The organism is Chroococcidiopsis sp. CCNUC1 (assembly GCF_023546805.1).
Taxonomy (GTDB): domain Bacteria; phylum Cyanobacteriota; class Cyanobacteriia; order Cyanobacteriales; family Chroococcidiopsidaceae; genus Chroococcidiopsis; species Chroococcidiopsis thermalis.
On the sequence record NZ_CP097480.1, the window covers coordinates 5,194,950 to 5,215,457 of the forward strand.

The window sequence follows — 20,508 nt, forward strand, 5'->3', positions numbered from 1 at the left end:
GCGAAAACCTAAATGCTACGAGGGCTATTGTGCTATGAATCCGATCGCGATTAATGACACGACACTACGAGATGGAGAACAGGCGGCGGGTGTTGCTTTCACAATTGAGGAAAAAATAGCGATCGCCAAATTTCTAGATGCGATTGGTGTAAGTGAATTAGAAGTTGGTATCCCCGCAATGGGAGAAGTTGAAACTAAAGCGATCGCGGCAATTTCTGAGTTGGGTTTGTCAGCTAAACTTTTAGGTTGGAACCGCGCCACAATTTCAGATCTTCAGGCTTCTATCGCCTGTGGTTTGCAGCGAGTACATATATCCATTCCCGTTTCTGAGATTCAAATTGCTGCCAAGTTTCACGGACAGTGGCGCGTAATGTTGCAAAAACTCAAAGATGCGATTACTTTCGCCCGCGATCGCAATCTTTGGGTAGCAGTCGGGGGTGAAGATTCCTCTAGAGCTGATGAAAATTTCCTTTTGGATGTCGCCCTTTACGCTCAAGAGTGGGGCGCATCAAGGTTTCGCTTTTGCGACACTGTAGGAATTCTCGACCCTTTTACTACATACACCAAAGTCAAGCAATTGGTGATGTATTTATCGATGCCTGTAGAAATGCACACCCATAATGACTTTGGCTTGGCAACGGCAAATGCTTTAGCTGGACTGCAAGCGGGAGCCTTATCGGTAAATACAACAGTGAATGGTTTGGGGGAAAGAGCTGGCAATGCGGCTTTAGAAGAAGTCGTCATGGCACTCAAACGCCTTCAAGGGATCGATTTGGGGATTGACACGACGCGGTTATTAGAACTGTCCCGACTGGTAGCAACCGCATCGGGTTGCAAAGTACCTCCTTGGAAGGCGATCGTGGGTGAAAATACTTTTGCTCATGAATCTGGTATTCACGCTCATGGCGTTTTGCAAAATCCCGTGACTTACGAGCCATTCGCTCCCGAAGAAGTGGGGTGGGAGCGGCGTTTAGTCGTAGGCAAGCACTCAGGTAGGCACTTAGTATCTAATTTGCTACAGCAGCAGGGCATTAGTTTAAACACAGATGAAACCCAATCCATCTTAGATGCAGTACGGCAGCAATCGGTACAAAACAAACGCAGCCTCGATCTGCAAGAACTAATGAATCTAGTTCCATTTCATCACATGAAAAAAACAAATAATCCCTCCTCTGCCGCTCTGCCCCTCTGCTCCTCTACTGCCTATTTGTATGAACCTTAAGTGAAACCGTACAATCCTATCTCAGAGGTAATCCCATGCAATCAGATGAATTAGAGCTAGACTTGCCACCAGCTTTTGAAATTGGCTCAAAAGTAAAAACTCGCAAGCTAATCCGCAACGATGGTACGTACCCAGGGCAAGAAATTGGCGCAACACTAGCGAAAAAGGGAGAGATCGGCTACATCGTCAGTATTGGTACGTTTTTGCAAAATTCCTATATCTACGCCGTGCATTTTATCGAAAAAGGTTTTATCGTTGGTTGTCGCAAAAAAGAACTAGAAGCAGTTGAGGAAATCAAATGAAAGTCATGTTGCGTCAAAATGCTACCGGACATTTGGTAATTTATGTTGCCAAAAAAGATCTTGAGGAAGAAGTAGTAAACCAAACAGAAGGATCTGAGGGTAAAATTTTTACCTTAGCTAACGGTTGGGAACTAGCAATCCCAAATTTACCGGAACCCATGAAATTACCGCAGACTGTAGAGGCTAAAAGGCTCTGCAAGCGTACTCACAAGGAGTAGGGGATATGAGCAAGCTTAAACACGATCGCCTGTTGGCATTTCATGTAGAAGGGAAATTTTTAGGTTTTACTGTCGATCGAGACAGTACACCTAAATACTTGCAACTAGAGGTTGCAACCGAACAGTTGAGGATTAAAATCGCCAAACAGTCCCGTTTTAGGCTTGGATCGACCTTAAAACCTGGCGATCGGATTGAAGTCTTTGGGGAGCAAAAGTTCAAGTATGAGACAGGCGAATTTAAATTGAAAGCCGATCGCATTCACAAGCTGACGGCAAACTCAGATAATGACTCCGATCGCCAACCAGAAAACGGCAAAGTGAAGATTGTTGCTTGTTATAAGCCGGGTTGTCTGAAAAAAGGTGGCAGCAAATTGGTGTCTGTTCTAGAAGGGGTGTTGCGCGATCGCGGTTTAGGCGATCGCGTTACTATTCAAACAACAGGCTGTTTGAAACGCTGTTCTCAGGCTCCAAATCTCATCTTAAAACCTGACAACCTCAGCTTAAACAACATGACTCCTGAAGCCGCGATCGCCGCGCTGTTGGAGCGGGTGGACGAGCATTTCGCATAACGCTTTCATCCAGTTCTGTGCTAGGTCATCAATTGCCGAGTCGATGTCCAACACCTGAACTTTTCTGTATCGACAAACTCTATTAAGTCTGAAAATATTGTATTTATCTAATTAAGTTAAGTTTTTATCAATTTGCTATGTAATTTCTAGAGTTCGCCTATGAGTAAATTTAGATTCTAAATCTTATGATTCAATTTTTTCTAAAAATATAACCAAATTGTCTACAAAACTTCATTGCTATAGCAATCTTATTTGATTCATGAACGTAGGCTTCTAGCCTGCGGCAGGCTAGAAGCCTAGTTTACAAATCATTTAGAACTGCTATAACGTTATAGCTGTGAATTGTCAGCTATTTTTTAACTCAAGAACGAGCAAAAGATTAACGCTTAAATCTACCTTTCGTATCTGCTCAAGGCATTTATATCTATTCCTTGTGTGGGTTAGATCGGTCAAAAGTTTTAAACCTTCTCTGCCGCGTGTCAGCCCGTGATGGTGCGGGCTGTTTACTTTTTTATGAAATGTCAGTTTGATTGAAATAGCCCAGAGAAAAAGGTTATCTCAACCCAAAGAAAACTTCTTGGGGCGATCGCTTAATCCAATCGCCACCACCTCTGTTTGTGGATTATCTTTTTTCTCATATAGACATGATTGTTCTATGTTGCATAAATATATTTACATAGTTTTTAAAATTCTGTAATATACAGATCGTTAATTAACTAAATTGAGTAAACTGATATAAGAACTAGAGTAAGTTTGTGCTTAGCTTGCGATGCATTATCGCTAGCTGTTCCAGAATTAGAACAAAGAAAGCTCAATCGACTATTAAGGTGTATATATTACGAACGAGGCTGTTATGACAGTGATTTACGCGCAGGCAATATTTGACTCTCCCAAAAAATCACCTGTCATGAAGTATTGGAAATATCGCAAACGTGCCAAAGCCCTACGTCATGTTCAGTGGACTTACGAAGTCGATTTGAAGAGAACGCTCAATTGGCTTGAGTTAATAGATTGGATTTTCTACCTGCATAGCCAAGGTTTAGAGCCTGCTGCGTTAGATGAATTCATCACTTTCTGTGGGTGGTATTTTCCCCAGTTAGCGGAAGGCAAGCCTCACCAATAGTAGCGATCTGCGATCGCAAGATCGAGCTAAGATACCAATCTTGCGCCATCTGCTCCCATAATTATATCGGCACTGTGTTTCACAGTGCTTTCTCTTGGCAAGGATAAAACGGTGGGGGATTGGCAAGACATTCACGGATATCTTTAAGCTGCACGAACCGCTAACTCCTAGAAGGGGAACAATCGGATAGATTGCTCTGCATCAAAATTGGTACAAACAATTGCGATCGCAATTATGCATCACTATTTCTTACAGCAAGAGGTGCTAAAACGCACGACTTTATAAGCATGTTTCATCAATAGCGTTCGCTAACTGCACGCCGCTCGGTGCGAACAGAAATATCCCTGCCGCTAGATATTGTTGCTGTCCTTCTAGTGCGTAAGTTGCTCCAGCCACAAAGTCTACTGCTCGTTGTGCTATCTCTGCATCCATCTGTACAACATTTAAGACTAGCGGTTGACCTTGCCACAGAATTTCGACGGCTTGCGTCACTTGTTCAAAAGACTGTAGCTGCATGACTACCACTTGTGGTGTCTTCTGTTCTAGTTGGGGTAGACTCCTCTGTTTGTTTGCTGTCAAGTCAGCCGCTCTTCTTTCCCGCCGCCGCACTACACTTGCAGGAAAAGCAGCTCTTAATTTTCCGTAATTCGGTTGAGACAATTCCTCTTCTAGTTCGGATACCTCTAGCTGATGCATCATCATGCTTACTCATCCTCTGTTTTTTCTAATTGGGGCTGGTGAAGAGCTTTAGGTATGATTTTTAGTACCTTTACATCTATACTCTGGTTAAATGAAAAGCTTGTCAACTCAGTGTTTTTACCCTGATTTGTCAATTCAATAAAGGTCGGAAAAGTTCGGGAATTAGCAGCTTTCTCATCAAAAGAGTTTTTTTGTTAACAGCGTATATTTGTATACTAAATCTTTGTTTGCCTCCTTCTTCAGATAGATTTTTAATTATTAGTGATTCTGTTGGTATTTTGTCGGTGTAAAATGATGGGCGACATACTACCTGCTTGTAGAAATGGTAATAGAAACCGAAATCGTTTCCTAAAACACTGAGTGGCTCTAATAGAGGAACAAAAGTTGCTAGTAGAGCAGACGATCGATTAGTTAAATAATATATACCAATCAAATCCTATCGCTAGATCGGCAATTTCCCAATCTGACGCAAATCGTGCAGATTCAACATTCTGACTGCTGCGATCGCTCACCCTAGAAATAGTCATGTAAATTACCAAAATAATTAGTGTATTATGGTAATTTAAGTAGCATCGTGCGGTGTGTTAAAGACTTGTTTAATATTCAACTAAACAATTTTTAACGCAACTTACTGGGCTATCAAGAGTGTCTCTCAAGACAAGTCGATTCAAGGCGATCGAATAGCAAAATCAGATTGATATGTATGATGTAAACTACTTCAGCCAATATGACTTGCAAAGTATATGCCAGTACTCTAAGTGATGCAAAGCGGTATGAAGTTAACCTGTAGTAGCTGCCATTAAAAAGCTCAATTGCGCACACAGCTAGCTTATTCGTAGAGAATGGAGGTTAAATTACCGTTCACAAGGTGATTTTCGTGTTTTACTAAGATCCTAGAGAGTGTAGCAGGCTTTTGCTTACTGGAATCAATCCGGCTGTTTAAGAAAGGCTTACACGCTACTTGTAGAACGCAGCTCCTACTGTAGCTTCATAATTATCTAGACACAGCCTCTTATGCAGAATCGATTGATGCCGAGAAATCTTCAAAAGTTGTGAGGAAGATGGAACGTGGAAAATCTCTATCATATTGATAATGGGAATCAATCTAAACAGCAAAGCTTTGATTATGCAGCTCTTGACATGGAAGCACAAATTGCTGTCCAAAAGCATACTTGTGAAATCAAAAGAATGATGCGTAGAACGACACAAGATATTATTGAAATAGGCGAAAAGCTGATCGAAGTCAAGCAATATCTTGGGTTTGGGCATTTTAGCAATTGGCTAATAACTGAATTTGGTTGGAAGGAACGAACCGCAAGAAACTTTATGAGGGTGGCGGAAGTTTTTAAATCGGCAAAATTTGCCGATTTATTTATTGCTAGCTCCGCTCTATATCTTCTAGCTGCTCCTTCTACTTCTGAAAGCGCTCGCCAGGAGGCGTTAGAACTTGCTAAAAAGGGCGAACACATCACTTACTCTAAAGCTAGAAGCATTATTAGTCAACATCAGGAATTAAAAAAACTTAAAAATTCTACTTGTAATGTTACTTCAGATGTAAACAAGCATGAAGTAGATTCTCTTCAAGCAAAGTTAATTACATCAGTTGAAGCATTTCATGAAAGTTTACCAGATTCTCAAACAGTTGATGTATTAGCTGTAGTTATCGATCGAGATGTTTTGGGAAGTCAAAAAGTGTCTGCCGAAAACCTGCCATCGACCAATCCTATCTCGATTAGGATTAGCGACGACTGTAGAGCCTTGATTAAGAGTGTAGAGTCTCTTAGAGAAGAAGAAGCAACTGCTTTGGTGAGAGCAATAGCAAAGCACTGGTCAGTAGAGAAGATTTTAGAGACAATTAAAAAATGAACACTTTTTCAGCTCAGAAAGCGATCGCTGGATGAAACTTCGACAGCTTCGGCAGCTTCACTGAGAGCGAAACTATGAAATTCCTACGTTCTGGAATTCTCTCACTATTTTGAGTTATGCCGAAAAGCACTAGAGACGATCTTCTGCTCAAGCTTGCTACTGCCTTTTGTAAGCTTGTTTTCGGCTGCTCGGCAGTACTTGGAAGGATATAAAATCTCTTATCTCTGCTTGCTAATCAGAACCTTTTGCCAACATAGTGGTGTCTGCATGAAGCCCTCTAATTTTAACATTTAAGGTTCTTCAACGTTACAAAAAGTTACACTTTGAGCATTCAAATACCTCAAATCAAAAAGTATCTACTAACTAAATAGATTCTTTTTTACTCTATCACGTCCTTTCGCTGTTATTATACACCGATCGAAGTCAAAATTGCAACACCATAAAAAGATCGTTATTTAACAATTCTCGCTGAGAGATCGCGGCAATTTCTATCTTTATCTCTCATATTCTTTGTTCTGAGAGCCAAGGCGAGCAATTGGAATAGACAAAAGAATATTAATCGATTGGCTTGATATTGCTAATTCAATCTGAGAGTGGGCATACACGAGAAGTGAACTGGCAATCTGATTGGCAATAAAGGCTCATACGTCAGCTTAGTTGTGGTCAGAAGGTTGTGCAATTCCCTTCTGCATCCATCCGCTTTCGATAGTTGTGCCAGCATGGCTGCGGTATTTGTAGTTAATCACTTTCTAAAGGTTTTTACAGATTAAAAAATGGTATACCAACTGACTTGGTATACCATACTTTCAACTAGAAAAATACTAAGAGTAACGGAACTGATTACTTAATATTCAGCATTTTTATTCAAACGTTCTTTTGCTTGGTAAGCTTGCAATCCCAATAGAACTAAATAAGTCATCATCTGAGCCTGCGATCGCTGAGTGGCTGCTGCAAGCTGATTGATTTGATGTAGAGGCAACTGCTGCTGAAATAGTACCAGCGACTGTTCCAACTCTTGGGCTATAGTACGGCGATTTAGACTAGCATTTTTCTGTAATTGCTTCCCAATCGGCGATAGTAGTAAAAAAAATAATAAGTTGGTTACAAAGCCAGAACGGGAAGAGTGTTCTCGTTGAGATTGAGTTTCGATAGTTTTTAATAACTCCTCTGGCATATAGAAACTTGGACGGCAGTTTGCAATTAGGCTATTGCGTTGATACCTATGCGATTTTTCTGGTTGTTCAGAATTAAAAATAACCAAAATAATTACAGATTTAAACGTCACTTAATATATGTACTAAATTTTTCTACGGTTAACCATTCCCCAAAGTATAGGAAAAATATTGTTTTTGAAATGCTTAAATTAATTTGAACAATCCAAAAAGTTCGGATAAATATCAGATTTTTTCAGGTTTTAACCAAAACAACCGAAAAATTCAAAAAATGTCATGTAAATAACTTTATTTATCTTGCAATGCTGATTAAAGTAATGATATAGATTAAGTGACTAAAGTAATACCAAAATTTTATTGACTCACGCCAGAAGGAATATGGTTTACTTAGAGCAGAACATGAATGATGGAGAGAGTATATCTTAATCGTTGAGTTTGTATACTGCAAACAGCTGCACATCTCTATTGAGAAGCTTTGAATTGATTCTGAGTAAAATAATTGTGAAAGATTCGTTTACATGTAAGTGTTTTATGCGATCGCACACTCCAATTCACTAACGGATAAACTTCTAGATTAGACTTGGAGCTGATATTCGGAATAACAAGAGCAAACGAGAAATTACTAGAACCAAAAAGTCTCTCAGTTAAGCAATTTAAAACGTGCTAGAGCGACATTACACGCTAAGAGAAATTACATAGAACTCAATGCTATCAAATGATGAGCGCTCATTCCTGCCCTAGTAGAGCTACAGATTTCAACTATTTTGGAGACAACTACAAGATGAATGCAATCAACTCTCAGTCCTCAACGTTTGAAACCAGAGAATTTATCGTTGCAGATACAGTTGTGTTTAACAAACAGGGTACGCATTTGACAGATATTCAAAAAATAGTACTTAGAGGTGCTTGGCAAGGATACACATATGAAGAGATTGCCGACCGAGAAGGATACAGCGAAAAGTACTTAAAAAGAGATGTTGGACCTAGATTGTGGAAGATACTTTCAGAGGCTTTAGGCGAAAAAGTAAGCAAAAAGAATTTTAGAACAGCTCTTGAGAGAAGATTAACCCTAGCGAACCCCTCTCACAACCAACAGCTTGATATGGATAGTTGTCAAGACTGGGGTGAGGCAGTTGACGTACATACTTTCTACGGACGTACCCAAGAATTAGCTACATTACAACAGTGGATTGTTCAAGATCGTTGTCCTTTAGTAGCACTAGTAGGCATGGGTGGTATTGGCAAAACTACTCTTTCTATAAAGCTAGCTCAGCAGCTTCAGAGTGATTTCAAATACATTATTTGGCGCTCGTTGCGTCATGCTCCACCAATACGAGAACTCTTAGAAGAGATAATTTATTTTCTATCTAATCAGCAAGAAAAAGATTTACCAGAAACTACAAATGGAAGAATATCATTGCTCTTGAAATATTTCCGTAAGTCTCCCTGTTTATTAATTCTTGATGGTGCTGAGTCAATCTTAAATTACGATCGAAAAGATACACACTATCAAGAAGAGGATGAGGAGTACGGGCGGCTAATCAAATATATAGGAGAAACATATCATCAAAGTTGTCTATTGTTAACAAGTCGAGAGAAACCCAAGGAAGTTGCGATAAGAGAGGGAGAAGAATTACCTACGCGATCGCTACGATTGATAGGATTGGATGAGTTAGAAGGACAGTATATCCTTAAAGGTAAAGGAATTTATGGTTCGGAAGATGATTTGAAAAAAATAATTCAAATTTATGGAGGCAATCCTTTATTACTGAATATGGTTTCTACAACTATACAAAACATATTTGATAGTAGCGCCTCTGACTTTCTGAAACAGGAAATAATAGTGTTTAATGATGTTAAAGAATTTTTTGATAGTCAGTTCAATCGCCTACAACCAATTGAAAAAGAGTTAATGTACTGCTTAGCAATTGAGCGCGAACCAGTTTCATTTCAGAAATTGAAGAATGATTTTGGCTTAAAAGTTCAGTCACTAGAGCTAGCAGAAGCTTTAGAATCTCTGAGGCGACGCTCTTTAGTTGAAAAAAATCAGGGATTCTTTACATTACAAATAGTATTAATGGAGTACACAACAGCTCGACTGCTAAAAGAAATTTGTCAAGAAATACGCACGCAGCAAATATCGCTCTTGAAAAGTTCCAAATTACTAAAGTTAATAGTAAAAAATTATGTTAGAACTACTCAATCAAATATTTTCTTTAGAATGGTTTTAGATCAATTACTCCTAGAACTTGGAAGTAAAAAGAATGTGGAATCACAATTAGATACAATTTTATCTACATTGCAGCATGAATCTTTTAAATTGGAAGATACTACCGATGATATTATTAGTTTAATTCATCGAATGCAAGTGAACCTAAGTAGCTATAAGTAGACCGAGAAGAAAACTAATTATGGGCAGCGATCCGGGTAAAGAAGTGAAACCTTAATTTAGATAAATTACTTTACAAGGCACTTTAATTAACTTTTTCTTACTCAGATCCTTCAGTAGTCTCATAACTTAATTTCAGGGCATCTCTCACTATCTATCCATCTATTTTACAGCTTAGTTTCTGTTCTCTTAGCTTAATTTTTTGTAGTCATGTAAACTATTCTACTAGAAAAAATTGTACCAGATTAGCCTTTGTAAAGGGTTACTCTAATTTTACTCTTGTATCCTGAATTGTAAATTGCCACTACACATCTGTGAATAGTTGATTGTACTGCTCTTACTTTGCTTCATGCTATTTAACTGTTTCTCCATTTGAAATAAGCTTTTTCAATCACTGCTGCACTATTACCTATATACTGAAAATTTAATTTTCCCTATGCCTTGCCAACTAAGATTTTTCGGGATGTAGCGGAATTTCCTACGTTAGAAGATACAATTGATATTTTTCGGTAATATAACCGAACATAAACTTAAATTTTCTGATGTCAATCCTGAACAAATCAGGATTTCGTTTTAACTAAAAACTAGTAGATTATTAAATAGATAAATCGTTTAAGAGATTTGCATTTATGAAAAGCATCATTCGTCATTTAGCAAAAATGTTAATACCACGTTCTTATCAAACTTCTATAAAGACACTAAAAACTCTAATACTTAGTTCCCCAATAGCAGAAAAAGGTTTTCAATGGGGGCAGAATTTTACCATTAATGGTGAGTCTAGCACTATAACAACGAATCATTGTCAATCTCACTTAGAAAATGGAAATACTCCATCCAATGCTTTAGAAGCTTATTTTAATTCTCATACTGAAGGATTAGGAATACTTAAGTGGAAGCACTATTTTAATATTTACCATCGTCACCTTTCTAAGTTTGTTGGGCAAAAAGTTCAGGTTCTAGAAGTTGGTGTTGCCAGCGGTGGGAGTCTAGAAATGTGGAAAAACTATTTTGGTTCTAATTGTCAAATTTATGGTGTAGATATTGAAGAAGCATGTAAAGCATACGAAAAAGATTCAATTAAAATTTTTATTGGCGATCAAACAGATCGCAATTTCTGGAAGCGATTCAAAAGTGAGGTTCCTACTCTCGATATCGTAATTGATGATGGCGGACATGAACCAGAACAGCAGATTGCAACTTTAGAAGAGTTATTGCCGCATTTACGACCAGGAGGAGTTTATATATGTGAAGACATTCATGGTACTTTAAATCAGTTTCATACCTATATATCTGGGTTGACACATAATTTAAATGCATTACAAGAATTTGGATATAAGCCTATTAAAAGCGGTAGCGGTCTTGCTAGTTTCTCAACCTATTTTCAAGATGCTATTCAGTCTTTTCACTTATATCCGTTCGTGGTAGTGATTGAAAGGTCAGAGACTCCTGTATCGGAATTTGTAGCCCCATTACAAGGATCTAAGTGGTTAGTACTAACAAAGTAAGTGTTGGATTGTTAGTACTTTTAACATAGAGTGATTTAGCGCTATTTTTTCGCTGCAACTCGTTTTCTTAACCTAATAGTATTTGTGGTATGTCAAAAGTCTTATTCATTTCAGCTCATGCTCCTACAACGCAGTATCCTCAAGCTGGACAAAAAATTGCTTTTATGAATCTTGCGAAGTATGCTGCCTTACATGAATTCGTTGATGTAATTGTTATCGCTAATACTACAGAAATAGTTGTTGCTAAAGATCTACAAACAGATTTTGGTAATAGTCTTTATACATACCCACTTACTAAATTCAAAAAAGCTATAAACTGCTTGAACTATTATCAAGCGCCTTTAAAATTTGCTTCTCGTTTTAATAGAGCAGTTAGTAAGAAAATTCAAGAGCTTCTGATTGCAAAAACATATGATGTAATTCATTTTGAATATTCTCATGCTGCCGTTTATTTAGATATAGTCAAAAAATATATTGATTCAAAACAGACTAAAATTGTCATTAGTATACATGATGTATTGACACAAGTTTGGTTAAGACAATCTGTAAAAAGTTCATTTTTCGATCTTGAAGTAGCCAGAATCTTTCGTTACGAGCAAAAACTTTACTCGAATGCAAGCGAACTATGGGTATTATCTAAAAAAGATCGCGATCTTTTAAGTTCTTTATTTTCAATTGGTAGTGAAAAGCTTATTGTAAAGCCTCCAAAAGCTAGCAGCTTTGTTTATCAAGTGAAACGCCGAGCGGAGAAAATAGAAAAGAAAAGTCTTTTATTCTGGGCTGCTATGGAAAGACCAGAAAACGAGCAAGCAATTCTTAACTTCGTTGACAAATGTTTTAAAAAACTGCTTCAGCAAGATCGAAATTTTAAACTTTATATAGTCGGCTCTAATCCTTCTAAAAAAGTTTTAGCACTTGCAGGCAAACAGATCACAGTTACAGGCTTCGTTGAAGATCCAACTATTTTCTTTGAAAAGGCAGAGATCGGAATAGTTCCACTTTTGAAAGGAGGAGGAGTTAAACTAAAAACTCTAGAAATGCTTGAAGCTGGGTTACCTGTTGTTGCTACATCTATAGGTGCTGAAGGAGTCGTATCTCCAGATAAAAAACTAATAGTAAGCGATAGTTTTGAAAATTGGTTTGAACTACTTACAAAAGAATCGCAGAACTCTGTAGTTGCTGGAGTAGTATAAATAGAAAAAGCATATGTTTAAAAAACTAAGGTAAGTGTCTCAAGTTTTCTAACAATCTCGTTATTCTTTTATGTCAACAAACAAGTATGAATAATCCTTTTACTCAGGTACAGCAAGTAAATTTTTTGGATATAGGCTGTAGCGGTCCACTAGACCCAAAATGGTCTGATTTAGCACAACTACTAGCATACACTGGCTTCGAGCCAAACGCTAGTGAATGCAAGCGCTTGAGTCGCGAGCCTCATCCATACAAGTCAACTCGTTACCTACCTTTTGCTATTTCTGGAGAGCAAGGAGATCGGGTAATGTACAAAACACATCACCCTTTCTGCTATTCTCTGCTTCGCCCAAATCATGACTGGCTTGGTCGTTTTTCACATCATTATCAATTTAGAGAAACTGGGACAGATACTGTCTCATGTATGACACTCAATAGTTTAGCGAACGAGCAACAATTAACAGCAGATATTATCAAGCTTGATACGCAAGGATTAGAGTTACCGATTCTTAAAGCAGGGAATCAGGTTTTGCAAAATGCTTTCTGTGTGGAAACAGAGACAGGTTTTGTGGAGAACTATATCGGAGAAACTACATATACACAGCTTGAAGCATTTATGCGATCGCAAGGATTTCTGATGTTTGACATGGAAATTTATCAAGCTAGTCGTAATAATTCTCTATCCAAGCATGGCAAACATCAGCCTTTATGGTGTGAAGTTGTTTGGTTATTTGATTTCGTAGGTACAAAAAAGAAAACTACGCCAGAACAAGCTATAAAGTATTTAAAAATCTGCCAAGCTTTAGAATATTTTGATTATGGGCTAGAGCTAGCATATTATTTTAAAAGCTTAGGAATTATAGAAGCAAGCACAGTAAAGTATCTTGAAAAGCCAGAACACTGGACAAATATTGAAAGATCGGATAGTTGGAAAAAACATAAATCATTGTCAAAAACTGGTAAAGTACTAAGCTTTTTACCTAATAGTATTAATCAGCGTTTAACATATGGCTTGAAAGAAGTTGTTGAATGGGGAAAAAAATAACTTCCTACTGAAACTCTATTGGATTATCTCATAAGATTTCTGCTGCAAATTCACCTCTTTAGTAAATACTACTCACTTCACTTGAGCAAAATTTTTACCAGAGCGGTTGTAGTGCTGCAATGAGTTGAGCGCAACGAAAAGTATTCGATTCATCTGTTTTACAACAATACAAACTTTTCTAAATCAAGCTATTTCCAATATGAAAAAAAACTTGAAAGGTACAATTAAAGAATTATTCTATAACACTCCTTACTTAAAACAAAATTTTCTTGAATTAGGTAAGTTAAGGTTATATAAAACTTGGGTTCCTCCAGGTCATTTTTACTCACCAATTCCATCATTAACCGAGATTAAATCTAAAGAAGACGAAATATTTAGTAAACACCTTACAAAAAAAGTTTCTGGAATTGATTTGAATGAACAAGCGCAACTTGAGCTATTTGAAGAATTTAGCGAATATTATCTAAGTTTACCTTTCACTCCCAATCAGCAGGAAAATCTAAGATATTTTTACGAAAACATTTCCTATTCATATTCTGATGCAATTTGTTTATACTGCATGATTAATCATGCAAAGCCCAAAAAAATTATTGAAGTAGGCTCTGGTTATTCATCTTGCTTAATTTTGGATACTAACGACTTACTATTTAATAGTTCAATAACTTGTACTTTTATTGAGCCTTACCCACAATTATTATTATCTTTAATCAAAGAAACAGACAAAAATAAAATCGAAATAGTCCCTAAAAAGCTTCAGAACGTGGACATCGGTAAGTTTTCTGAATTAAATGCGGGAGATATTCTTTTTATTGACTCAACTCATGTATCAAAAGTAGATAGTGATGTTAACCATATATTCTTTGAAATATTACCGCTTTTAAATAAAGGAGTTTATATACATTTTCATGATATTTTTTACCCTTTTGAATATCCAAGAGAATGGATATTTGAAGGTAGGGCGTGGAATGAGGCTTATATGCTGAGAGCCTTTTTACAATATAACCGCAACTATGAAATAGTTTTTTTTAATACATTTCTAGAGCTTTTTCATCAAGATAAATTTATTCAAAGAATGCCGTTATGCATGAAAAATACAGGAGGTAGTATTTGGCTTAAAAAAATTAGTCAAATTTAAAGGCAATATTTTGAGAGAAAACAAAAATTCTATAAATAATCTATTTGCAAAAAAATAATAAAAACTGACAAAGGCAAAGTCAATAAATTGTCAGTTAGAGATTGTTTCAATTCAAAAACTTAACTTTAAATCGTCAATTTAAATTTGACCTGAAGCTAAGGTTACAGTTCGTAGTTTTTATGAAATGCAGGCATTGTAGTTAATAAAAATGCAATTAAAAAATTGATTTTGACTTAGAAATACAGATTTATTTAATCAAACCAAATAAACAGAAATCTAGTCAATTGTTTTTTGTGTTAGAGAAGCAAACGAACTTGCTTGACAATCGGTATTTTAAAACTTCACCCGTTTTCTTTAAAAAGCAAAATATGAATTCAAATAGAGTTCATTCCAAACTAAAAGTTGAGAGTAATTCAATGAAAATGAGGATAATGTCCAAAAAAACCGATCGCCAGAACAAACATCAGAAAAAATGTTTGTATCATTCAGCCTTATTTTTAAGTAGATCTCTACTTCTAAGTACGCTCTTTCTGCTTGTAGTAGGAATACGTCAGTCTCATGCAAGTATAATTGACTCATTGACTGAAATTTCACGATCTATAAATAGGAATTGTTCCAGAATAGAACCTTCGTACGACATAACAAGAGCTGGACAAACAGCTTTCAGACATCGAATAGACCGCTGCGGAGAACGTGCCGAGCTAGAAATGAGCAGAACCGAAATCGGCAAAACATATTGGTACGGCTGGTCGATGTTTGTCCCCCTAGACTGGAGCGATACCGATCCAGGTTTTGATATTGTCAATCAATTTGCGGCTTGGCCTAGCAGACCAGGTAGGAGATATCCGTGTGGTGGCGTTGGTTCTAAAATCTCGCGCCGAGGTAGTAACTTTATCTTAGATTTCCAACGTAGAGGCGATACTGTAGATGCTGTATGTACTAACTACACTTTAGCGCGAGTTTCTGAAATAAGAGGGCAATGGACTGATTTTGTAGTGAACGTCAAATGGACGGGGAACAATGATGGATTCTTTAGACTTTGGATGAAAACAGGTAGCGGTGACTACATTCAAAAAATCAACTATCAAGGAGCTACGTTTTGGAATGATGAAGGTACAGGACCGTATTTTAAGATGGGATTATACAAAGGCAATCCCAACTTTCGAGGTCCTGCCCCTCGAATTATTTATACTGATGAATATCGCTTAGGCGATGCAAATTCTAGCTTTGGACAAGTTGCACCTTGAGATTGTTTGAATTAATTGGTTAGGATGTTCGCGATCGGTAGCTGAGTAGTTAAGTTTGTAGAGCGATATCGTAACAATTGAAACACTACAATACTTTGTCTCAGATCGGACTTGGAAAAGCCAATTTCCTTAACCGATCGGTCTATCGCTTTTTGAACTGAATCGATATTTCATTCTTTTATCTACTGAAAACATCAACTAATTCATACCATTTTGATCTGACTGCGCCACGGAAGATCCCCCAACCCCCTTAACAAGGGGGGCTATGAGCGACCGATTTAGTGCAAGGATAAATAGAATTGGTATCAGGTGTTGGTAGCGTGTTACAAATACCTGAATTAGTTCTTTAGACCTCCTGAGTGAATACTTGAATTGTCATCCACACGCGAAGCGAAACATCTGGGAGATTCTTCACTACACTGCGTTGCGTACCCTTCGGGAAGGCTTCGCCAACAGAATGACATCCATGATTTTTTGATTCATGCAGGAGGTCTTTTGTATGTGTTTGTTTATAAAAAAATAATTTTTTTGTATATATTTTTCTGCTATATACTCAGAAATAACTACAATTTCCAAAAATATTGGTGCCACAAAAGCCAGCTTTGTCAAGATAACTGAACTTTTCCGAACTTTTCTGTATCGACAAGTTTTTGCTGTTAAGAGACCATAACAAGGAAGCAAAAATGTGTATATCAGATTTGTTAAAGTATAAATGAGGCAGCACTATAGCTGCTAAGTTATTCAGAGAAGACACTAAGAGTGCGCTCTAGTAACTTTGGTCAAGAGAGTACCTGTACTTAAAATACCTTCTTGGCTTTTCAAGATTAGTTAATTTTAAAGAAGAGAGAGAAGAAATTTCAGAATTGATTCATGAGATTCACTGGTAGCTATCAGGCGATTCTTTACTTCTCAGGCAGTAACTTTTAATACAAATTCTTAGACCTTACCTTAAGGGTATAGGCAATTATTTTATTAATTATAGAATATTTGTAAATCCGCGATCGCATCTATTAGCTATTCTTCATAAATTGCTAATGCTGTTTTATTTGAATAACTTAAAACGCAGGCATTGCCCTGTAAAACTGTTATGACAAGCTTTTGAGATATGTTTTATTATGTTTTGCAATCATGAACTTGAAGTATCTGTCATTATTCCAGTTTATAACGGAGGAGAGAATTTTCGTCGCTGCTTGTCTGCTCTAGCTAACACAATCCCTTCTCCATTAGAAATTATTGTGGCGGCGGATGGAGATACAGACGGATCTTGGTTGATAGCTAGAGAATTTGGGACTCAAGTTGTGAGAACAAATACACGGAGCGGTCCAGCTGTAGCACGTAATTTAGGAGCTTGTTTTGCTCAAGGTGAGATCCTATTTTTTGTCGATGCCGATGTAGTCGTTCGTCCAGATGCTATCAGTCAAGTAGTCAGCACTTTCAAGCGCGAACCAGACTTAGCGGCTCTGATTGGCTCCTACGATGATACCCCAGATGCAACCAACTTCTTGTCACAGTACAGAAACCTGTTGCACCACTACGTGCATCAGTCTGGCTGTGAAGAAGCTTCAACCTTTTGGGGTGCTTGCGGTGCTATTCGCCGCGAGGTGTTTCTGGAAGTTGAGGGTTTTGACGATAGTTATCGACAGGCTTCCATAGAAGATATTGAATTGGGCTATCGACTCAAACAAGCTGGTTATAAAATTCGACTGAATAAGGCATTGCAGGTTAAGCACCTAAAGCGATGGGAAGTTGGTTCTCTACTGAAGGCTGACTTCTACTATCGTGCCCTTCCCTGGACGGAATTGATTTGGCGCGATCGCCTATTAATTAACGATCTGAATCTCCAAGTTTCTAATCGCCTGAGCATCGTACTAGTATTCGGGTTACTTATTGCTGTAGGTGCAGCCTTCTGGTGGTCTGGATTTTTAGCCGTAGCTTTGGGAATATGCATGGCGCTCTTATTTCTCAACCTACCTGTCTATCACTTCTTTTGGCGCAAACGGGGGATACGGTTCGCGCTCCAAGTCATCCCCTGGCACTGGTTTTACTACTTCTATAGTGGTTTAGCATTCATTATCGGTACAGCGCGCCATCAATTGCGGCAGTGGGGTTGGCTCAAAACGAGTTCTTCTAAATTTGTGTGAACTCAGAATTTAACTAAACAACTGGATTGACCCATATATGAATATGAACCATTATTCTGTCGTTATTATCGGTGCAGGTCCGGCAGGTCTAACTGCTGGCTACGAACTTATCAAGCAAGGTATCAAACCTATAGTCTTAGAGGCAGGCGATAAGGTAGGTGGAATTTCACGGACAGAGACATATAAAGGCTACCGCTTCGACATTGGCGGTCATCGCTTCTATACCAAAATTGGTGAAGTACAGCAAATTTGGCAAGAAATTTTAGCAGCCGATTTTATCAAAGTTCCTCGGCTATCCCGGATTTACTACGGAGGTAAGTTTTACAGTTATCCACTGTCGTTGTTCAATACGTTATCCAATTTGGGCATTATTCCGAGTATCTTTATTTTGTTTAGCTACTTGAAGGCAAAGGTCAAAACGAGATTGTTTCCCGGTCCTGAACCGGACAATTTTGAAGACTGGGCGATCGATCGTTTTGGTTATCGCCTGTACAGGATCTTCTTCAAAACATATACTGAGAAGGTTTGGGGTATTCCTTGCAGTCGAATTCGGGCAGATTGGGCAGCTCAACGTATTCAAGGGATGTCGCTCAAACGAGCAGTTGTTAACGCTTTATTCGGTAGTCAAAATGCTAAGAGCTTAATCAAAAAATTTGACTATCCAGTTTTAGGTCCAGGAATGATGTGGGAGCGTTGCCAGGAAATTATTGAGAGTCAGGGTGCTATGGTGCAACTGAACACCGCAGTAACTCGCATCGAACGGGAAGGAACTTGGATTAAGAGCATTACTGCCCGACAAGGAGATCGCACAATTCAGATCTTTGGCGATCGCTTCATCTCTAGTATGCCTATAACAGCACTAGTACAAAGACTCGATCCGCCAGCACCCGAGCGGGTACTGACAGCAGCACGTAGCTTGAAATATCGGGATTTTTTAATTGTGGCGCTGATCGTCAACCAACCAGATTTATTTCCTGACAATTGGATTTATATTCACAGCCCAGAATTCAAAGTAGGGCGGATTCAAAACTTTAAGAATTGGAGTGCTGCAATGGTTCCCAACCCTAATAAGACATGTCTGGGGATGGAGTACTTTTGTAGTGAGGGCGATGCTCTTTGGGAATTATCTAATACAGAATTGATCGATCTGGCAAGTCGCGAGGTTGTCGAATTAAACTTAGCGTCTAAGTTATCCGCGATCGAGGATGGATTTGTGATTCGTCAGCGCAAAGCTTATCCTGTATATGACGGCGAGTATCGCCAGCATCTCCAAGTCATTCAAGAATATTTAAAGCAGTTTGACAACTTACAAACGATTGGGCGTAATGGAATGCATCGCTACAACAATCAGGATCATTCCATGCTAACTGGACTGCTAGCAGCTAAAAACATTCTTGGAGAGCAGCATGATTTGTGGAATGTCAATACCGAACGCTCTTACTACGAAGATTTTACTAAAGAAGAGAGATCGAGTCTGAAAAAGCAATCTCAACTAGAAAAATTGCCTACGGCAATCTCTAGTAAAGTCAATTAAGACGATATCGTGTCTGTCTAATTGCCAAACCTCATTCTTAAATTCCTCTTGATTAAAAAACGTAACTGCTAGAAACAGAGACTGAGTAGCATGACAAACCCTCAAGTCACGATTGTTGTAGCACCGCGCGAACGTTTCAGCTATGCTCGCCAGTCCCTGGAGAGTATTTATGCGAATACATGCATTCCATTTGAGCTGATCTACGTAGATGGTAATTCCCCTACTGAGGTACAGCGCTACTTAGAAGCCGCAGCACAGGAAAAAGGTTTTCAACTGATTCGGACAGATTATTACCTTTTCCCCAACCGCGCTAGAAACTTAGGCTTAGCTCGCGTTAACACCAAGTACGTCGCCTTCGTCGATAACGATGTTATCGTTTCACCTGGTTGGTTGGAAGTATTAATTCAGTGTGCTGAAGAAACTGGCGCTACGGTTGTTGGACCTCTGATGTGTCACGAGGAACCAGTGCATGAAGTCGTCCACTGTGCTGGCGGGGAAGCACGTGTTGTATGCGATGCTACTGGTAGAAGGCGCTTGCGGGAAAAGATGTACAAACAAGGTCATCAGGTAGTAGACGTGCGCCCCAAGATGCAGCGGACGCAAACGGAGTTATGCGAGTTTCACTGCATGTTAGTCCGCGCTCAAATATTTGAGCAACTAGGTTTCTTCGATGAGTTAATGCTTAATTCCAAAGAGCATTTGGACTTCTGCATGAGTGTGATTCAGGCAGGAGGAACAGTTTATTTTGAGCCGAGTAGTATCATTACATATGTGCCAGGACAACCCTTGAAGCCTACAGATCTGCATTTTTACATGCTGCGTTGGAGCGATGCATGGGAGTTGGCTAGCCTAAGTCGTTTGCGCGAAAAATGGCAATTAGCAGAGGATAGCTACTTCCAACATAAGTACAAAGCTTTGGGATGGAGACGCAGAAACACAATTCTCCTTCCTCTCATCGATCGGTTAACCTTGGGAATTAAAAATCAGTCTCTAGAAAAAATATTGATGTATGGTCTTTTTGCACCACTAGAAGCACTACTGAATCGTTACCTGACTGCAAGTTATGCTAGAAGACACCTAAAGCAGAAAAATACTCAAGCTGCGCCTGCTCTAGAAGAACCGATCGCGACAGCAACACCGCGATGCTAGG

The 20,508-nt window shown here is 38.5% G+C and carries 17 protein-coding genes; 15 read left to right on the top strand and 2 right to left on the bottom strand.

Going from position 1 to position 20,508, the window contains the following annotated elements; all coding sequences use genetic code 11:
- Nucleotides 1–34: 34 nt before the first annotated feature.
- The 5 genes from nifV to M5J74_RS24070 all read left to right on the top strand — a co-directional run bounded on the left by nifV (nucleotide 35) and on the right by M5J74_RS24070 (nucleotide 3,434).
- The gene (nifV, locus tag M5J74_RS24050; RefSeq protein WP_106547368.1) at nucleotides 35–1,222 is read left to right on the top strand and encodes a homocitrate synthase; all 1,188 of its coding nucleotides are present in this window, start codon (nucleotides 35–37) and stop codon (nucleotides 1,220–1,222) included.
- Nucleotides 1,223–1,257: 35 nt separating this feature from the next.
- Nucleotides 1,258–1,524: a nitrogen fixation protein NifZ gene (locus M5J74_RS24055; RefSeq protein ID WP_015156524.1), complete on the top strand. Its 267-nt coding sequence runs from the start codon at nucleotides 1,258–1,260 to the stop codon at nucleotides 1,522–1,524.
- Nucleotides 1,521–1,742, top strand: a complete 222-nt coding sequence (gene nifT, locus M5J74_RS24060) for a putative nitrogen fixation protein NifT (protein ID WP_015156525.1) — start codon at nucleotides 1,521–1,523, stop codon at nucleotides 1,740–1,742. The genes M5J74_RS24055 and nifT overlap by 4 nt, the downstream gene beginning before the upstream one ends.
- Nucleotides 1,743–1,747: 5 nt before the next feature.
- On the top strand, nucleotides 1,748–2,311 hold the full coding sequence (locus M5J74_RS24065) for a hypothetical protein (protein ID WP_106216730.1): 564 nt from the start codon (nucleotides 1,748–1,750) through the stop codon (nucleotides 2,309–2,311).
- A gap of 853 nt (nucleotides 2,312–3,164) precedes the next feature.
- Entirely contained in the window at nucleotides 3,165–3,434 is a 270-nt protein-coding gene (locus M5J74_RS24070) for a hypothetical protein (RefSeq protein ID WP_015156527.1), read from the top strand.
- Nucleotides 3,435–3,713: 279 nt separating this feature from the next.
- Here the strand turns inward: M5J74_RS24070 and M5J74_RS24075 are convergent, their stop codons facing one another.
- The gene (locus M5J74_RS24075) at nucleotides 3,714–4,136 is read right to left on the bottom strand and encodes a cell division protein SepF (RefSeq protein WP_015156528.1); all 423 of its coding nucleotides are present in this window, start codon (nucleotides 4,134–4,136) and stop codon (nucleotides 3,714–3,716) included.
- Between the two features lie 1,065 nt (nucleotides 4,137–5,201).
- Between M5J74_RS24075 and M5J74_RS24080 the strand changes: the two genes are divergently transcribed.
- Nucleotides 5,202–5,999, top strand: a complete 798-nt coding sequence (locus M5J74_RS24080; protein WP_106167267.1) for a DUF3102 domain-containing protein — start codon at nucleotides 5,202–5,204, stop codon at nucleotides 5,997–5,999.
- A gap of 844 nt (nucleotides 6,000–6,843) precedes the next feature.
- Here the strand turns inward: M5J74_RS24080 and M5J74_RS24085 are convergent.
- On the bottom strand, nucleotides 6,844–7,173 hold the full coding sequence (locus M5J74_RS24085) for a hypothetical protein (RefSeq protein ID WP_106167277.1): 330 nt from the start codon (nucleotides 7,171–7,173) through the stop codon (nucleotides 6,844–6,846).
- A gap of 779 nt (nucleotides 7,174–7,952) precedes the next feature.
- On the opposite strand from M5J74_RS24085, the gene M5J74_RS24090 reads away from it, so the two are divergent.
- The 9 genes from M5J74_RS24090 (at nucleotide 7,953) to M5J74_RS24130 (ending at nucleotide 20,507) form a co-directional block, all read left to right on the top strand.
- Entirely contained in the window at nucleotides 7,953–9,563 is a 1,611-nt protein-coding gene (locus tag M5J74_RS24090; protein ID WP_051033292.1) for an NB-ARC domain-containing protein, read from the top strand.
- A gap of 626 nt (nucleotides 9,564–10,189) precedes the next feature.
- Nucleotides 10,190–11,065, top strand: a complete 876-nt coding sequence (locus M5J74_RS24095; protein ID WP_015156532.1) for a class I SAM-dependent methyltransferase — start codon at nucleotides 10,190–10,192, stop codon at nucleotides 11,063–11,065.
- Between the two features lie 89 nt (nucleotides 11,066–11,154).
- Entirely contained in the window at nucleotides 11,155–12,258 is a 1,104-nt protein-coding gene (locus tag M5J74_RS24100; RefSeq protein WP_015156533.1) for a glycosyltransferase family 4 protein, read from the top strand.
- Nucleotides 12,259–12,344: 86 nt separating this feature from the next.
- Nucleotides 12,345–13,301: an FkbM family methyltransferase gene (locus tag M5J74_RS24105; protein ID WP_106216727.1), complete on the top strand. Its 957-nt coding sequence runs from the start codon at nucleotides 12,345–12,347 to the stop codon at nucleotides 13,299–13,301.
- 199 nt (nucleotides 13,302–13,500) lie between these two features.
- Entirely contained in the window at nucleotides 13,501–14,436 is a 936-nt protein-coding gene (locus M5J74_RS24110; RefSeq protein ID WP_250013601.1) for a class I SAM-dependent methyltransferase, read from the top strand.
- Nucleotides 14,437–14,867: 431 nt separating this feature from the next.
- On the top strand, nucleotides 14,868–15,683 hold the full coding sequence (locus M5J74_RS24115) for a polysaccharide lyase (RefSeq protein WP_250017169.1): 816 nt from the start codon (nucleotides 14,868–14,870) through the stop codon (nucleotides 15,681–15,683).
- Nucleotides 15,684–16,798: 1,115 nt separating this feature from the next.
- Entirely contained in the window at nucleotides 16,799–17,824 is a 1,026-nt protein-coding gene (locus M5J74_RS24120; RefSeq protein WP_015156537.1) for a glycosyltransferase family 2 protein, read from the top strand.
- Between the two features lie 43 nt (nucleotides 17,825–17,867).
- Nucleotides 17,868–19,358, top strand: coding sequence for an NAD(P)/FAD-dependent oxidoreductase (locus M5J74_RS24125; protein WP_041462595.1), 1,491 nt, complete (start codon nucleotides 17,868–17,870; stop codon nucleotides 19,356–19,358).
- A gap of 90 nt (nucleotides 19,359–19,448) precedes the next feature.
- Nucleotides 19,449–20,507: a glycosyltransferase family 2 protein gene (locus tag M5J74_RS24130; RefSeq protein ID WP_015156539.1), complete on the top strand. Its 1,059-nt coding sequence runs from the start codon at nucleotides 19,449–19,451 to the stop codon at nucleotides 20,505–20,507.
- The last annotated feature ends 1 nt before the right edge of the window (nucleotide 20,508 follow it).

What these genes read in the sequence shown, in the direction of transcription:
- M5J74_RS24065 (WP_106216730.1), top strand. Translation starts at nt 1,748, where the DNA reads ATGAGCAAGCTTAAACACGATCGCCTGTTGGCATTTCATGTAGAAGGG.
- M5J74_RS24090 (WP_051033292.1), top strand. Translation starts at nt 7,953, where the DNA reads ATGAATGCAATCAACTCTCAGTCCTCAACGTTTGAAACCAGAGAATTT.
- M5J74_RS24105 (WP_106216727.1), top strand. Translation starts at nt 12,345, where the DNA reads ATGAATAATCCTTTTACTCAGGTACAGCAAGTAAATTTTTTGGATATA.
- nifV (WP_106547368.1), top strand. Translation starts at nt 35, where the DNA reads ATGAATCCGATCGCGATTAATGACACGACACTACGAGATGGAGAACAG.
- nifT (WP_015156525.1), top strand. Translation starts at nt 1,521, where the DNA reads ATGAAAGTCATGTTGCGTCAAAATGCTACCGGACATTTGGTAATTTAT.
- M5J74_RS24130 (WP_015156539.1), top strand. Translation starts at nt 19,449, where the DNA reads ATGACAAACCCTCAAGTCACGATTGTTGTAGCACCGCGCGAACGTTTC.
- M5J74_RS24070 (WP_015156527.1), top strand. Translation starts at nt 3,165, where the DNA reads ATGACAGTGATTTACGCGCAGGCAATATTTGACTCTCCCAAAAAATCA.
- M5J74_RS24095 (WP_015156532.1), top strand. Translation starts at nt 10,190, where the DNA reads ATGAAAAGCATCATTCGTCATTTAGCAAAAATGTTAATACCACGTTCT.
- M5J74_RS24075 (WP_015156528.1), bottom strand. Translation starts at nt 4,136, where the DNA reads ATGATGATGCATCAGCTAGAGGTATCCGAACTAGAAGAGGAATTGTCT.
- M5J74_RS24055 (WP_015156524.1), top strand. Translation starts at nt 1,258, where the DNA reads ATGCAATCAGATGAATTAGAGCTAGACTTGCCACCAGCTTTTGAAATT.
- M5J74_RS24115 (WP_250017169.1), top strand. Translation starts at nt 14,868, where the DNA reads ATGTCCAAAAAAACCGATCGCCAGAACAAACATCAGAAAAAATGTTTG.
- M5J74_RS24100 (WP_015156533.1), top strand. Translation starts at nt 11,155, where the DNA reads ATGTCAAAAGTCTTATTCATTTCAGCTCATGCTCCTACAACGCAGTAT.
- M5J74_RS24125 (WP_041462595.1), top strand. Translation starts at nt 17,868, where the DNA reads ATGAACCATTATTCTGTCGTTATTATCGGTGCAGGTCCGGCAGGTCTA.
- M5J74_RS24085 (WP_106167277.1), bottom strand. Translation starts at nt 7,173, where the DNA reads ATGCCAGAGGAGTTATTAAAAACTATCGAAACTCAATCTCAACGAGAA.
- M5J74_RS24120 (WP_015156537.1), top strand. Translation starts at nt 16,799, where the DNA reads ATGTTTTGCAATCATGAACTTGAAGTATCTGTCATTATTCCAGTTTAT.
- M5J74_RS24110 (WP_250013601.1), top strand. Translation starts at nt 13,501, where the DNA reads ATGAAAAAAAACTTGAAAGGTACAATTAAAGAATTATTCTATAACACT.